Source organism: Devosia sp. (assembly GCF_965229025.1).
Lineage (GTDB): Bacteria > Pseudomonadota > Alphaproteobacteria > Rhizobiales > Devosiaceae > Devosia_A.
Genome location: NZ_OZ245853.1, coordinates 3006896 through 3021592, shown reverse-complemented (window position 1 = coordinate 3021592; position 14697 = coordinate 3006896). Strand labels below are relative to the sequence as shown.

Genomic DNA, 14697 nt, shown 5'->3' with positions numbered 1-14697 from the left:
CGGTTAAGATCAGGCTAATTTCGCCCTCGACACGGAGGGTGCGACACCATGTTCTCGTGGGGAGCGCCGGCCTACTCGTGCATGTAGGAGCGGGTCTGGCGTGAGCGGGGTCTTGGCGGGCCTTTGGGCGGCGCGGTGAGCGCCGTCAGGATGCGGCTGAGCAGCGCCTGGTCCTTGTCACGGCCCGCAAGGTTGCGGCGCAATTCGACGAGGAGGGCCGAAGTGGCGTCGAGGCGCGCGCAGGCGATAGTCGCGATGTGGAGCGCCAGCTCAGCGTTTTGCCCCAGGTTCTCCACCGCATCTTCCATCACGCGCACGCTGACGAGCCCGTCCGCGCGGACAGTGGCACTGTGCGGCGTGCCGAGGAGCGCCGCCATTTCGCCGATCACGGCACCGGGCTCATCGATCTTGGCGAGGATCACCCCCTCGCGCAGCACCGTCAGCCGGCCCTTTTCGAGGATGAAGAGGCGGCCCGAGTGAGAGCCTTCCTCGGTGAGGAGCGTCCCATGCGTCATTTGCTGCAAAGGCAGTGAGTCTGTGAAGGAGGCTAGCGGCGACATCGGTGCACCCGGTCGATGAAACCCCGGCAACCTGCCCATCTCGACGCGGGAAAGCAAGCCATCAGCAGCGCCATGTTTACGGCCGATTAAGCCTGATGAGCGGCAGGCGATTTCGTTTACCAAGCGGTATCCATGGCCTCGCTAGGGTTTCAACTGCGGTCGCACAAGAATGGCGCGACCTCGGCCTGGGGGCTTGGTTATGAATCTTCGCTGTCGGTCATCCGTTTGGGTGGGCCTAGTGGTTGCTGCGTCGCTGCTGAGCGGGTGCAGTTCAGGCAATCTGGCCGGCTTTGCCACCAATGGGTCGAGCAAGGTCCAGATCGCCGAGATCTCCAACATCGGAACCTACCCGGCCGACCGCGCCCTCATCGAGGCGCGCAGCCACTTCCGCAACAACGATTTCGGATACTCGGCGACCTTCTATAAGCGCGTCGTCGAGCTCTCCCCGACCAACGCCGAAGGCTATATCGGGCTTGGCGCATCATATGATCGCCTCGGCCGCTTCGACCTCTCGGACCGGGTCTATGCCACGCTGTTCGAGATTTCCGGCGGCACCGCCCAGTACTACAACAATGTCGGCTATTCGCAGATGCTGCGTGGTAACCTCGAGGGTGCGCTCAGCAATTTCCGCAAGGCGCAAAAGCTCGACCCGGCCAATATCGTGGTGGCCAATAACCTCAAGATCCTCGCAAACGTCACCGCCGAGGGGCGCGCCTAAAACGCGGCTCCAAAGCTGGTGTCGAAGCGGCGACTTATGGGGTAGCTGCGGGAGGCGGCATGACGTTGCCGTTCTTTCCCAGGCCCGACGTACTGTACATTGATGCCTTGGTCGGATTGGTCGTCTGGATGGCGGTGTTGGCCTGCACCGCATTGCCGGCGTGATAGGCAACGCGATCAGTCCGCTGCAGGTAGTCGTAAGCACAGCCAGAGAGCAGTACTGCAACGCCGGCGAGGGCAAGTACCCTGCGTACGAGCCGTGATCTAAAAGTCATGCTCATCTCAGGCCTCACTGCAGATCGATGATGTAGCCGAACGGACCGGATGTGCCGACACCGGTCTGGAGGCTCTTGAGCATTTTCGGGGTGACTTCCATCTGGCCGAGCGCGAAGAACTCGACGTCATTGGCCGGCTGGGTCGCATCGAGCGGGGTCGCGAGGACCTGACCGGGCGTTGCCGGATGGACCAGCCGCGGCGTGACGATCACCACCAGCTCGGTGTCGTGCTTCTGGTAGCTCGATGACTTGAACAGCGAGCCGAGGATCGGAACATCACCGATCCAGGGCAGCTGGTTCTGGTTCAATGTGGTGCCGCTCTGCAACAGCCCAGCGACGGAAAAGCTCTGGCCGTCCCGCAGTTCGACTGTTGCATCGAGCGTGCGGGTATTGAAGATCGGGTCGTTGTTCTCGGTAAAGCCGTTGATGCCGCTGACTTCGGGCGTGAGGTGGATCTGGATCCGGTCGCCGTCGAGCACGACGGGCTGGAACACCAGGCGCACGCCAAAGTCGCGATAGCTGATCGTGGAATTGCCATTGCTGTCCGGCACCCGGATGGGGATTTGCCCGCCAGCAAGGAAGCTGGCACTGACGCCTGACAGCGTGGTGAGGTTGGGTTCTGCCAGCGTGCGAACGAGGTTCTTGCTCTCAAGCGCATTGATGGTGGCCCTGAGATCGAGACCTGAGTTAGCGGCGATGATGCCGGTGACGAACTCGGAAAAGGACTCCGCTTTCGCCTGCGGGTTGCCGACCTTCACGCTCGTGCTGCCTTCTGACCCTCCGGCCCAGCTGATCCCGAGGTCGCGCCCAGCATCGCGCTGGGCTTCGAGAATGCGGACTTCGAGGTTAACCTGCTGGCCACCGACGAGCGTGATCGTGTTGATCACTGCCGGGCTGCCATATTGATCGACAATGGTGAGCACCTTCTGCATCGAGTCTGCATCGGTGACGGTTCCGCTCAGGCGGACGCGGCCATTGACGGTACCGACCTTCACGTTGGACGTCGGAACTGCAGCATGGATCGAGCGCGAGATATCGGCCGTGTCAGCGCCAACTTCTACCGCCAGGAGCCCCACGGGGGCGCCTGCAGAGGAATAGAGGTTGACGGTAGTGGTACCGAAGGCCTTGCCGACGAGATAGATTGACTTGTCGGTAATCGGCTGCGCGTCAGCAATCAGCGGATCGGCCGAGACAACCTTGCCGACGGCCTCAGAAATCGTGACCGTCACAGCCTGCGAAACGGGAAGCTTGATCCGCATCACCGAGGTGGTTGAAAGGTCGTAGTGGACTGTCTGGGCAAGCGCCGGCGCTGCACTAGCGAGCAAGAGCCCAAAGATCCCCAGCGTCAGCACCCTGAGGGCGACATGCATGAGGCGCGCAAGGGGGCCGGAAATACCGCCCGTGTGGAATGGTGTCGTCACTCTGTCCTGCTTTACCAAACTTGCCTGTCCACTTCGAAAACCCTAAGCCTCGTGGGTCAACGGCGGCTTAACGGACGACGCGATTTCGCCACAAAGTGCGCCGTCGCGCGGCGCGCGGTCGACGGTCACTTGGCCCAGAACGGACTGGTGACCCGGATCTCCTGGTTCGTTGCCTGTTGTTCGGCCGTCGTCGTCTCGGCGACATCGAGGGTGGGGCGCAGTACCAGCGACAATCTGCCTGCGGCGGTCGAGTTGATCATCACTTCAGCCTGTTCGGGATCGAGTTCCAGGGTGGCAATGGCTTCCTTCCCGAAGCTTTCGGCCTTGGCCGGTGCGTCGTCCGATACCGGCCCCTCAACCTCATTGCCGCCGATCACCTGGGCGTTGATCCCGAGGACCCGCACATTATGGACGATGGTGTCCGAAACCTGCCCCATGCTTGTTGCGCGTGTGAGGACGACGTCGACCCGGTCGTCCGGCACGATGAAACCGCCCGCCGCAGATTCGGCTGCGACCGAAACCGAGACGCCACGTTTGCCCTTGTCGATGAGCGTAGCGAGGAGACCCTTACCGGCCTCGCCCAGCTTTTCGGCGCGGATCGGTTCGCCAGCGAAAAACTGCACGCGCGCCGCCGACTTCGACATTTCTGTCATCGCATCGGGTGCGCTGGCGACGGTGATATACTCGGGCCGCAGCGCTGAATCCGGCCAGTCCGCCCATTCGAGCAGATCGGCGCTGAGCTGTTCACCCACTGCGATATGCGATTTTGCGACCAGCACCTGTGTGGTCGGCGCAGCTACGGTCACGGCGGGAGCCGCAACGACCTCAACAGGAGCAGGCGCCGGAGTGTAGGTTTGTGTAGCGAGATAGGCTGCGAGGCCGCCCGCGACAACTGCTACCAGCACCAGCACGATCCGCATGCGGTTCATGCCGCGGCCCCAGTGCACGCGGTTGCGAAGGCCGCCGAAATTCTTGTCTTCAACCCGGGAAATGAGCGTCTTCAGGGCCTCGTCACGCAGGGCGTCCATGCCCCGGCGATCGGCTTTGCGGCGATCGACTTTGGGGGCAAAATTGACTTCTGGCTCACGGGCGGGCGGAGCGGGCTCATTTGCCGGATCGAACCGGTTGGAGCTACGGCGTGGAGAGATGGTCTCGATGGGGGCGATCTGCGGGCTGGCCACGACAGGATCCTCGCTGGCAGGCTTCTGGATATCGAGCGGTTTGCGCTTCAGGGGCGAGGTCTCGAGCGGCGAGAACGCCTTCTCGATTTCCGCTCGCATGGCGCCCACTGTTTCAGGTTCCGCCTTGACGGCGATTTGTTCGGAACGGCGGAGCAATCGGGCCTCACGTAAGGTGCCATATTCTGTGGCGGCGCCATCCACGGGACGGCACCCAATTGCATAGCGACAAAGGCTCACGGCTTCGTTTCAAAGCCCGGCGATTTTAGAAGCTGGAGTTCACTGCACGTTTACTAAGGAGGAGAAGCTGCTCGGCAGAAGGTCCTGCGCGGTGTGTCACACAACCGCGCCGCACCCTGCGATATCAACCTCGACGCAGGTGCCGCTTGGTGTAGCATCCGAGCCAATGACCACAATGAGGACGATGGACGTGCAGATTGCCAATGATCACTTGAGGGTCGAAATCGCAGCCCGTGGTGCAGAACTTCGCTCTATCCGCACGACCGATGGGGCAGAGTGGCTCTGGAATGGCGATCCGGCATTCTGGACCGGTCGCTCCCCACTGCTTTTCCCGGTCATCGGCCGCAGCCCGAACAATCAGGTCAGTATCGGGGGTGCCAGTTTTCCGATGGCTGCGCATGGCTTCGCGCGTATTCTCGACTTTGCCGAGGATGGCTCGGGGCCGGACTGGGCGCGGTTCACCCTCGATGAATCGGACGTGACGCGCGCCAGCTTCCCGTACGCTTTCCAGCTCTCAATGACCTACCGGCTCGACGGCACTTCGGTTTCCTGCCTCGCCAGCGTCACCAATATCGATAGCGTGCCGATGCCGTTCCAGTTCGGTTTTCATCCCGGCTTTGTCTGGCCGCTGCCGGGTTCGGACGGCAAGCGGCATACCGTGACGCTGGGCAATGGCGCAGAACCCGGCCTCTATCGCCTCAACGCTGATAAGCTGCTCATCGACGAACCGCACCCTTCGCCCTTTGCGGCGGGCCGGCTGGAGCCCGACCGTTCCATGTTTGACGATGACGCCATGCTGTTTCCGGCCGGGGCTGGCACTAGCTTCAGCTTTGCCGCCGAGGGGGGCGCGCGGATCGACATGAAGACCGCCAACCTCCCCAACTTCGCCATCTGGCAGAAGCCGGGCGCGCCCTTTCTCTGTCTCGAGCCCTGGCATGGGACCGCACCATTCAGCGGAACCGGTGATGCGCTTGAGACCCGCAACGGGGCGGCGAGCCTGTCTCCAGGTGAGCAGATGGACTTCAGGATGGAGCTGAAGTTCACCGGCATCTAGCGGGCTTTCCAGACAACTTTGCCAGCTGGCTCAACGCTATGTCGCCGCTCTGAAAACGGGTGCGACAGACTGCTCGGGCTGTCGATAGACGGGGCGGTGGACATCTGCTGCCCACGTAGCCATTTGATTATAAACAGAGTTATCGAATTGCGGTGACGCATGACGCGTCGGCTGCGACCGTGACGCACAAACCGGCTTGCAATCGCTTCATTAGTTGATAACGTTTCAACTTACTTGATCAAGCGACGGCCATAATGGCTGCGTCAAGGGAGGAGGAAACCAATGACCATCACCGGTGGAACTATGTCTGCGATCACCCGGCGCACGGCGCTCGGGGCGATCAGTCTTGCGGCGCTGCTGATCGCGTCGCCGGTCTTCGCTGAAGACCTGACAGGCGATCTCGTCATCCTGCAGTGGCAGGGCGGCACCGACGCCGAAATGTGGAAGAAGGTTGAGGACGCCTTCGTTGCCAAGAATCCCGGCGTCAAGATTCGCGAACTCACCATTACCGCTCAGGGCGATGCGCGCGGCGGTATCCGTACGGCACTGCTCGGCGGTGAAGTCGTCGACATCGTGATCAACACCTGGCCGGCCTTCCGCGCCGAACTGGCCTCGGCCGGAATCCTGCGTCCGATCGACGATCAGTGGAAAACCTTCAACTGGGACAGCAAGCTCAATCAGTCCTGGAAAGACCTCGGCTCGATCGACGGCAAGGTCTACGGCCTGACCTATACCTACGGCGACCGCTCGGCCGTCTGGTACAAGACCGAGCACATGGCCAAGGCCGGCATCGCCGACACTCCCAAAACCTGGGAAGATTTCCTTGGCAGCTTCGAAAAGCTGAAGGCTGCGGGCTTCGCGACCCCTGTTGCCATCGGCGCCAAATACTGGGCCCATGCCGAGTGGTTTGAAACGCTGCTGCTGCGTACAGCGGGCGTCGAAACTGCGGCCAAGCTGGCGCGGCACGAAATCCCGTGGACCGACCCGGCTGTCAAGGGTGCGCTCAAAAAGTTCGCCGAGATGCTGGCAGCTGGCTGCTGCGGCGACGCGGCGACCATGTTCGCCAACGATTGGGACGGTGCTGCCGACCTGGTCTTCAAGGCGAACACCTCCAACTACATGATGATCGGCATGTGGAACAACGCCCGCGCCAAGAACGATTACGCCCTGACCGAAGGCAAGGACTATGGGATCTTCCAGTTCCCGGCCCTCGGCATGGGTCATGACGATACGTCGAGCGTCGACACCAAGGAACTCGACGTCACAGCCAACGGCGCCAACCCCAAGGTTGCCGATGCCTTCCTAGACTTCATCGTCAGTGCGGATGCCGCCAACCTGATGGCCGGCTACGGCTATGCGTCGCCGTCCGCAGCAGCCGACAATTCGCTGCTCGGACCGGTTCAGCAGACGGCGACGACCGCAGTTGCGAGCTCCAAGGTGCAGTTCGTTCTCGGCGATCTGCTGCCTGGAGATCTTGTCGATGAGTATCGCGTGCAGTTGCAGAAGTTCCTGCAGGATCCCTCTGACGCCAATATCGACGCCGTGACGGCTGCCATCGAAGCCAAAGCCGCGGAAGCCTACTGATGCAAAATACCGTCGCTCCCAATGCGACGGCTACGGAAGCCGAGCGGTCCTCCCGAGTGGCCGGCGAGCAGCGAAAGCTGCTCGCCACCCGCGGCCGCAGGATCACGGATTGGCCCGCAGCCTGGTTGCTGATCACCCCCGTCATCATCCTGTTCGGGATCTCGGTGGTATTCCCGCTGTTTGAGACCATTCGGCTGAGCTTTTTCGACATCAAGGGGCTGGGTAAGCCCAAATATGTCGAGTTCGGGAACTACATCCGGCTCTTTGCGGATCCGGCATTCCGCAATACGCTTTCGACGACCCTGATCTTCACGCTTGCGACCACGGCCGTGTCAGTCAGCATTGGCTGGCTGCTTGCCATGCTCTGCTCATTTGCCCCGCGCCAGACTGCAGCGTTCCGCGTCATGATCTTTTGCGCCTTCGGGATTTCCGAAGCCGTCGCAGGTTACATGTGGATCGGCATCCTCCGGCCCGATGCAGGCGGTCTGCTCAACACAGTCATCGGCCTGTTCATCCCGGGTTTCTCTCATCCCTGGCTTGGCGATGCCAATACGGCGCTCTGGGCGCTGGTGGCGACGGCCTCATGGGGCGGCGTCGGACTGCCGCTGATGCTGTGCTTCGCCTCGGTGCAGGCCATTCCGAGAACTGTGCTGGAAGCAGCCTATCTCGATGGCGCGACGCCAAGCCAGATCATGACCAACATCATGGCGCCGCTGTCGCTCCCGGGCGTGCGGGTTGCGATCTTCATCAACCTGCTGGGCGCTTTGCGCGCCTTTGACATCATCTTTATCCTCACCGGAGGCGGCCCCGTGCGGGCCACCGAGACCGTGGGTTACTTCATGTACCGGGAGTCGATGACCCAGTTCAAACTGGGCTACGGCGCGGCTGCCACAGTGATCCTGCTGGTCGCGGTGCTGATCATTTCGGTCCCTGCCATCATCCAGCGTACGGCAGGTGCACGATGATCGGCCGTGTTCCCGCCTGGACCGTCTGGGTCGTCGGCATCATCGCCGTCATCTGGGTCATCCCGATCATCGGCATCGTCGTCACCTCGGTGCGTCCGCCCAGCGAAGTGGCCCTGGGCTGGTGGCGGCTCGATGACCTGAGCTTCACGCTCGATGCGTGGTTCAAGGTCTGGGACGAGTATCCGCTCGCCAAGGCGTTCTGGACCACCGCAGAGCTCGCGGCGATCGCCACCGTCGCGACCATGCTGCTGACGCCCGCCGCGGCCTATGCCTTCCACTTCCTCAAGTTCCCGTTCCGGCGCACGTTGCTGATCATCATCATCAATGCGTTCGTCTTGCCGCAGCAGGTGGTGATCATCCCGCTGTTTCAGCTCTGGCGCGACCTGGGGATGATCGACAATATCTTCTCAGTGCTCATTCCCTATGTCGGCATGAGCTTTGCCTGGTCGATCTTCCTCGTGAAGAACTTCCTCGAGGACTTCCCCAAGGAGCTCGTCGAGGCCGCCAAGATCGACGGCAGCGGGCCGCTGACGACTTTCTGGTACGTGGTGCTGCCCAACGCCCTGTCGCCAGTCTTTGCGGTCGGCATCCTGCAGTTCCTGTGGACCTGGAACGCCCTGCTGCTGCCCATGCTCTACCTCAGGACCAACATCCCACTGCCGGTCATGCTGGCCCGTGTGTCGGGAACCTATGAAGTCAACTGGGACCTGCGGTCGGTGGCCGCGATCGTCACCACGATTGTCCCGCTGATCGTCTTTCTCATCTTTCAACGTCAGTTCGCCGCGGGTGCTGAAACCCGCTCAGGCGCCAAGGAATGAACATGCCCGCCAAGACCAACAAGCCGATGCGTTACCGCCAGATCCACCTCGATTTCCACACCTCCGAGCATATTCCCGGCGTTGGCTCGGCGTTCGACCCGGATGACTTTGTGGCAACGCTCAAGGCAGCGCATGTCGACTCGATCACCATCTTTGCCAAGTGCCACCATGGCTGGTCGTACTACCCGACCAAGGTCGGCGCTCCGCATCCGAACCTTGCGCGCCCCGACCTGCTCGGCGACATGGTGACCGCGCTGAGCGCTGCCGATATTGATTGCCCGATCTACATCTCGGTGCAGTGGGACGAGCGCAACGCGCGCCTCCATCCCGAGTGGCGCCTGCGCAGCCCCGTGCCGTCGCGGTTCGATCCGGACCAGCTGGAGGCGGGGTGGCACACGCTCTGCCTCAACCACAAGGCCTACCGCGACGAGCTGCTGGCTCATGCCCGCGAGGTGGCGCGCACCTATCCCACGCAGGGACTGTTCTTCGACATTGTGCTCTCGGCCGAATGCGTCTGCGCCGAGTGCCTGGCATCGATGGAATCGCACGGGCTTGATCCGGAAAATCCGGCGGATCGGCTGCAGAACATCGAATGGGTCAACGAAGTCTTCCGCAGCGAAATGAGCGCGGCGCTGAGAGAAGAGTTCCCCGGGCTGCGCATTTTCTACAATTGCGGCCACATCCACAAACAAGGCCCCGAGCGCTTTGCGTCCTATACGCATCTCGAACTCGAAAGCCTGCCCACTGGCGGCTGGGGCTATGATCACTTCCCGCAGAGCGCCCGCTATGCGGCAACGCTCGGCCTCGACTTCGTAGCCCACACCGGCAAGTTCCACACCTCCTGGGGCGAGTTTGGCGGCTTCAAGCATCCTGACGCGCTGGAGTTCGAAGCCGCCCAGATGGTGGCGCTCGGCTCCAAGTGTCTCGTCGGCGATCAGCTGCATCCCGATGGCTCGATCAATCCCGACACCTATGCCTCGATTGCTCCCGCCTATGCCCGGATCGAAAAGCTGGAGCCCTATCTCGAAGGCGCCCGCCAGGTCTCGGATATCGCCATCCTTGCCGCCGAGTTCTTCCACCCCGTCGGTGCTCGCAACAACCTCAGCGATGATGGTGCCGCCCAAGTGCTGCAGGAACTGAAGCAGCCATTCGACGTCATCGACCCTTCGGCGCGTTTCGAGGACTATCGCCTGCTGATCCTCCCCGACGAAGTGCCTGTGGACGTCGGCCTCGCAACCCGGCTCAATGGCTACGTCAGGTCAGGCGGCAAGCTGCTGCTCACCGGTACGTCTGCGATGCGCGAGGACGGCAGTTTTGCCGTTGCCGCCGGCGTCAAGCGCGCCGGGCCGCCGGTAACCTTTGATCCCTCATATATGCGGGCAAGCCCCGCGCTCGACGCGTCGATCACGAAGACCCCGTTCGTCATGTACGGCATCGGCCAGACCATTGCCGCCGATGGGGCCGAGGTGCTGGCCGAAATCGGGCCGTCCTACTTCAATCGCACCTACAGGCACTTCAGTTCGCACCAGCATGCGCCTGATGATCCGAAGGCCACAGCGCTTGGCGCCGCCGTAGCGGTGACCGACGCGGTGGGTTACATCGCCTATCCGATCTTCCGGATGTATCACGCGATGGGGCAGCCGCTTTACAAGTACCTGGTCCGCGGCCTCCTCGCGCGCCTCTTGCCCGATCCGGTGATCGTGTCGGACCTGCCCTCGTCCGCACGTGCGACGCTGACCCGGCAGGCCAATGAACGCCGGCATATCCTGCATCTGCTTTATGGCGCGCCGCAGGTGCGGGGTAAGCAGGTTCCGTCGGGCGACGGTGGCTACCGCGTCATGGAAATGATCGAGGATATCCCGACCCTTGGCAGCATCACCGCCAGCGTCCGGCTTCCCCAGAGCCCGACGCGGGTCTATGACGCGTTGACCGGGGAGGATGTTGCCTTCCGTGTCGATGGGCAGAGGGTCGAGGTGAGCGTCCCCAGTCTCAGGATCCACGCGGCACTGGTATTCGAGGGAACAGCTTGACCACAAACGATGATACGACCCGGAAGCGGCAGGCGACGATAGTTGAGGTCGCCGACCGCGCCGGTGTCGCCATCGGCACGGTCTCGCGCTACCTCAACGGTCACCCGATTCGCCGCGGCAATCGTGACCAGATCGAGCGGGCGATTGCTGAGCTGGGCTATCGCCGCAACGCGCTTGCGGCGGCCATGAAGACCGAGCTTACCAATACCGTCGGATTCATGGTGCCGTCCCTGTCCGAGTTTCATGCCGCCATACTGGAGCGGTTGAGCTCGACCATGCGCCGGGCCGGGCGGGCCTTGATTGCCTATTGCCACAACAACGATCAGGCCTCCGTTCTTGAGGCACTCGATTTTTTCGACGCACACCGGGTGGACTGCCTGGTGATGGATGGACAGATCGGGTTCGACGACCGCATCCGCGAACTGGTCAACACCGGCATGCCGGTGATCCTCTATGACAACGACATGCCCGGTATGCCGGTTGATCGGGTGCTGGTGGAAAACAAGGCAGCCAGTTTCCGGGCTGTCAGTCACCTCCTGGATATCGGTCACACCCGCATTGCCGTGCTGACGGGCGACATCAACAATTTCACCGGCAGGCAGCGCTATGACGGCTATCTCGAAGCGCTGGCAAGCCGCGGAATGGCAGTGGATGAACGCTACGTCCTCGATACCCATTGGCATGAGAACGAAGCCTATTCCGGCATGCTGCAACTGCTCTCTCTCGCTGACCCCCCGACCGCGCTCTATTGCTGCAACTACAACATGACATTAGGCGCGCTGCGGCTGCTCAAGGAAGAGGGCCTCAAGGTCCCGGACGATCTGTCCCTGATGAGCTTTGACGACGTGCCGCTGTTCCAGCTGCACGAGGCTGGCATCACCGCGGTGGCGCAGCCGGTCGACAAGATTGCTGAAACCATCACCAGCATCATGTCGTCCCGCCTCTCCGGGCGCGGCGCCGCACACGAACCGCACGCCATCACCCTCAAATGCGAGATCATCCTGCGCGGCTCGACCCGTCGCCTGTTGACCCCGCGCGACATCGAACAAGGCCACAAATAATGTCTCAGCACCTGCTCTGGTATCGCGCCCCCGCCACGGTGTGGACGGAGGCGCTGCCGGTTGGCAATGGCCGGCTCGGCGCCATGGTGTTTGGCGGCACGGTGCGCGAGCGGCTGCAGATTAATGAGGATACGCTTTGGGCCGGCGGGCCCTATTCGCAGGTGAACCCAGACGCGCGCCCTCATCTTGCGCAGGTCCGCGAACTGATCTTTGCCGGGCACTATGCCGAGGCGGAGGCGCTGGCGGAGGCCAAGCTGATGGGCAAGCCGATCAAGCAGATGCCCTATCAGCCGGCCGCCGATCTGTGGCTGGATTTCGATCTCAAGGGGCCTGTCGCGGATTATCGCCGCGAGCTTGATCTCGACGCCGCTATCGCCACGACGCGCTTCAGTGCGAGCGGTGTGACGCTGACCCGCGAGGTGTTTTCGACCGCCGCCGATGGCGTGCTTGTGGTGCGGCTTTCGGCCGACAAGGCGGGCGCCCTGTCGTTCGCCCTGTCGCTGACCTCCGAGCAGCCGGGGTCGATGGCGATGACGGCGCCCGGCCGCATGCGCTTTGAGGGCACCAATCGGTCAGCCGAGGGCATTGCCGGCCGGCTCAGGTTTGCGGCTGAAGCCCGGGTGCTGACGGACGGCCAACGCACTGATTCGAGGGATCGGATCACCGTCTCGGGCGCCACCGAGGCGCTGATCCTCGTCGACGTCGCGACCAGCTTCCGGCGCTTCGATGATGTGTCGGGCGATCACATCGGCCCGCTGGAAGCCCGGCTCGATGCCGCGATGGCCAGGTCGTGGACCGACTTGCGCACCGCGCATCTGGCCGAGCACCGCCGGCTCTATCGGCGACTCGCCATCGACCTCGGGCGCACGCCGGCGGCTGACCTGCCGACCGATGAGCGGATTGCTGCCAATGTCACGCTGGCCGACCCGGCGCTCGCAGCGCTCTATGTGCAGTATGGCCGCTACCTGATGATCTCGTCGTCCCGGCCGGGAACGCAGCCAGCGAACCTGCAGGGGATCTGGAACGACCTGACCAGCCCGCCCTGGGGGAGCAAGTACACCGCAAATATCAACCTTGAGATGAACTACTGGCTGCCGGATCCGGCGAACCTTGCCGAGTGCTTTGAACCGCTGATTGCGATGGTTGAGGACCTGACGGTGACCGGAGCCGAGATGGCGAAGGCGCATTATGGGGCGCGGGGGTGGGTGCTGCATCACAACACTGATCTCTGGCGCGCCACCGGGCCGGTGGATGGCGCCAAGTGGGGGCTGTGGCCGACGGGCGGGGCGTGGCTCTGCGCGCAGCTGTGGGATCATGTTGCCTATGCCGGCGATGATGCGCTGGTCCGCCGGGTCTATCCGCTGCTCGCGGGGGCGGCGAGGTTCATCCTCGATGTGCTCGTGCCGCTGCCGGGGACGGATCGGCTGGTGATCGTGCCCTCGCTCTCGCCCGAAAACGTCCACCCCGAAGGCGCGGCGCTGGCGGCTGGGGTGACGATGGACAACCAGCTGGTGCGCGATCTCTTCGACGCGCTCATCGATGCCACGACCCGCCTCGGCGCGGACCCGGCGCTGGCGGCCGAGGTCGCTGCTGCGCGGGACCGGCTGCCGCCGCACAAGATCGGCAAGGCCGGGCAGCTGATGGAGTGGCTCAAGGACTGGGACATGGAGGTGCCGGAAATCCACCACCGGCATGTCTCGCACCTTTATGGCCTCTATCCCAGCCAGCAGATCAGCCTCGCCAAAACCCCCGAACTCGCCGCCGCCGCGCGCAAAACCCTCGAGATCCGCGGCGACGATGCGACCGGCTGGGGGATTGGCTGGCGCATCAACCTCTGGGCCCGGCTGGGCGATGGCAACCACACCCATGACGTGGTGCAGTTGCTGCTGACGCCCGAGCGCACCTACCCCAACATGTTCGACGCCCACCCGCCGTTCCAGATCGACGGCAATTTCGGCGGCGCGGCGGGCATTTTGGAAATGCTGGTGCAATCGGGTGGCGACGAGATTTTGCTGCTGCCGGCGCTGCCCGATGCCTGGCCGGAAGGTTCGGTACAAGGCGTGCGCGCCCGCGGTGGCGTCACGGTCGATCTGAGCTGGCGCGACGGTAAACTCGCCGAGGCGAGCCTCACGGCCAAAACCGCGCGCCAGGTGCTGGTGCGCTTTGGCACCTGCAGCCAGACCTATACGCTGTCGCCCACGCCCACGGTGATTGCGCCGCTCTAGAGGTGCGCCGAAGCGCCCGGCCGCCCTCGGGCGCCGGGAAGATGGATAGAGGACTGCGCCGGCGGGGCTTGGCCCCAGCGGTAGACCGCAGGTTTAGTGGCAGGGCCTTGCCCCGCCGGCGCGACCGGAATTTTCCACCTCGCTCCGGCGGACCGCGGGGACTTCCCCGGAACCGCAGTGCCTGGCCACCGGCGGATTGCTCCAACCGGCCTCCCGAAGGAGAGGGCTTATCCCCGCAGTCCAGATCCACGGAGCCAAAACCCCGGACGTTTCTGCGCAGGCACCCCGGCTCCCCGTGAGGGGAGCTTCGACCCCTGGCCGCCCGAAAGCGGCCGTGACACCACTGGCGGCCCTCGCCTCCCTGAAGGAAAGCATCCGGCCGGCCGGAACTTCGGCAAGGAGGGCGCGACACCCTCCATCCGACCCTGTCCCCGCAAACCGTTCGCTCGCGATCCCGTCCAGCGCGGGGGCAGTGAGCGCAGTATAGGGCAGGGGGAAGCGGCGGGGATAAGTTGGGGGAAATGGTGGGGGATCAGGGGGTTAGGGGGCAGGTCGCCAGTGGCGCCGCC

12 protein-coding genes are annotated in these 14697 nt (G+C 63.3%); 8 read left to right on the top strand and 4 right to left on the bottom strand.

Annotation, left to right across the window (positions count from 1 at the left end):
- Positions 1–71: 71 nt before the first annotated feature.
- A complete protein-coding gene (locus ACO06J_RS14680; RefSeq protein WP_421761461.1) occupies positions 72–560 on the bottom strand; it encodes a cyclic nucleotide-binding domain-containing protein in 489 nt (162 codons plus the stop codon).
- 238 nt (positions 561–798) lie between these two features.
- On the opposite strand from ACO06J_RS14680, the gene ACO06J_RS14675 reads away from it, so the two are divergent.
- A complete protein-coding gene (locus ACO06J_RS14675) occupies positions 799–1278 on the top strand; it encodes a tetratricopeptide repeat protein (RefSeq protein WP_421761460.1) in 480 nt (159 codons plus the stop codon).
- Between the two features lie 34 nt (positions 1279–1312).
- Here ACO06J_RS14675 and ACO06J_RS14670 read toward each other — a convergent pair whose 3' ends face one another.
- The 3 genes from ACO06J_RS14670 to cpaB all read right to left on the bottom strand — a co-directional run bounded on the left by ACO06J_RS14670 (position 1313) and on the right by cpaB (position 4253).
- Positions 1313–1552: a hypothetical protein gene (locus ACO06J_RS14670; RefSeq protein ID WP_421761459.1), complete on the bottom strand. Its 240-nt coding sequence runs from the start codon at positions 1550–1552 to the stop codon at positions 1313–1315.
- Positions 1553–1566: 14 nt separating this feature from the next.
- Positions 1567–2973, bottom strand: coding sequence for a type II and III secretion system protein family protein (locus ACO06J_RS14665; RefSeq protein WP_421761458.1), 1407 nt, complete (start codon positions 2971–2973; stop codon positions 1567–1569).
- 125 nt (positions 2974–3098) lie between these two features.
- The gene (gene cpaB, locus ACO06J_RS14660) at positions 3099–4253 is read right to left on the bottom strand and encodes a Flp pilus assembly protein CpaB (protein WP_421761457.1); all 1155 of its coding nucleotides are present in this window, start codon (positions 4251–4253) and stop codon (positions 3099–3101) included.
- Between the two features lie 304 nt (positions 4254–4557).
- Here cpaB and ACO06J_RS14655 point away from each other — a divergent pair, with 304 nt between their 5' ends.
- The 7 genes from ACO06J_RS14655 (at position 4558) to ACO06J_RS14625 (ending at position 14128) form a co-directional block, all read left to right on the top strand.
- Positions 4558–5445 (top strand): aldose 1-epimerase family protein, encoded by an 888-nt coding sequence (locus ACO06J_RS14655; protein WP_421761456.1) that lies wholly within the window; start codon positions 4558–4560, stop codon positions 5443–5445.
- 282 nt (positions 5446–5727) lie between these two features.
- Positions 5728–7029 carry an ABC transporter substrate-binding protein gene (locus ACO06J_RS14650; protein ID WP_421761455.1) on the top strand — a complete coding sequence of 434 codons (1302 nt, stop codon included), beginning with the start codon at positions 5728–5730 and terminating at the stop codon, positions 7027–7029.
- Positions 7029–7994: a carbohydrate ABC transporter permease gene (locus ACO06J_RS14645; RefSeq protein WP_421761454.1), complete on the top strand. Its 966-nt coding sequence runs from the start codon at positions 7029–7031 to the stop codon at positions 7992–7994. The genes ACO06J_RS14650 and ACO06J_RS14645 overlap by 1 nt, the downstream gene beginning before the upstream one ends.
- Positions 7991–8812, top strand: coding sequence for a carbohydrate ABC transporter permease (locus ACO06J_RS14640; RefSeq protein WP_421761453.1), 822 nt, complete (start codon positions 7991–7993; stop codon positions 8810–8812). The genes ACO06J_RS14645 and ACO06J_RS14640 overlap by 4 nt, the downstream gene beginning before the upstream one ends.
- 2 nt (positions 8813–8814) lie before the next feature.
- Positions 8815–10842, top strand: coding sequence for a beta-galactosidase trimerization domain-containing protein (locus ACO06J_RS14635; protein ID WP_421762519.1), 2028 nt, complete (start codon positions 8815–8817; stop codon positions 10840–10842).
- Positions 10839–11903, top strand: coding sequence for a LacI family DNA-binding transcriptional regulator (locus ACO06J_RS14630; RefSeq protein ID WP_421761452.1), 1065 nt, complete (start codon positions 10839–10841; stop codon positions 11901–11903). Before ACO06J_RS14635 ends, ACO06J_RS14630 begins: the two co-directional genes overlap by 4 nt.
- Positions 11903–14128 carry a glycoside hydrolase family 95 protein gene (locus tag ACO06J_RS14625; protein WP_421761451.1) on the top strand — a complete coding sequence of 742 codons (2226 nt, stop codon included), beginning with the start codon at positions 11903–11905 and terminating at the stop codon, positions 14126–14128. Before ACO06J_RS14630 ends, ACO06J_RS14625 begins: the two co-directional genes overlap by 1 nt.
- The last annotated feature ends 569 nt before the right edge of the window (positions 14129–14697 follow it).

Coding starts and splice junctions, on each gene's coding strand:
- ACO06J_RS14635 (WP_421762519.1), top strand. CDS start 8,815: ATGCCCGCCAAGACCAACAAGCCGATGCGTTACCGCCAGATCCACCTC.
- ACO06J_RS14645 (WP_421761454.1), top strand. CDS start 7,029: ATGCAAAATACCGTCGCTCCCAATGCGACGGCTACGGAAGCCGAGCGG.
- ACO06J_RS14640 (WP_421761453.1), top strand. CDS start 7,991: ATGATCGGCCGTGTTCCCGCCTGGACCGTCTGGGTCGTCGGCATCATC.
- ACO06J_RS14655 (WP_421761456.1), top strand. CDS start 4,558: ATGACCACAATGAGGACGATGGACGTGCAGATTGCCAATGATCACTTG.
- ACO06J_RS14625 (WP_421761451.1), top strand. CDS start 11,903: ATGTCTCAGCACCTGCTCTGGTATCGCGCCCCCGCCACGGTGTGGACG.
- ACO06J_RS14670 (WP_421761459.1), bottom strand. CDS start 1,552: ATGACTTTTAGATCACGGCTCGTACGCAGGGTACTTGCCCTCGCCGGC.
- ACO06J_RS14650 (WP_421761455.1), top strand. CDS start 5,728: ATGACCATCACCGGTGGAACTATGTCTGCGATCACCCGGCGCACGGCG.
- cpaB (WP_421761457.1), bottom strand. CDS start 4,253: ATGCGAGCGGAAATCGAGAAGGCGTTCTCGCCGCTCGAGACCTCGCCC.
- ACO06J_RS14680 (WP_421761461.1), bottom strand. CDS start 560: ATGTCGCCGCTAGCCTCCTTCACAGACTCACTGCCTTTGCAGCAAATG.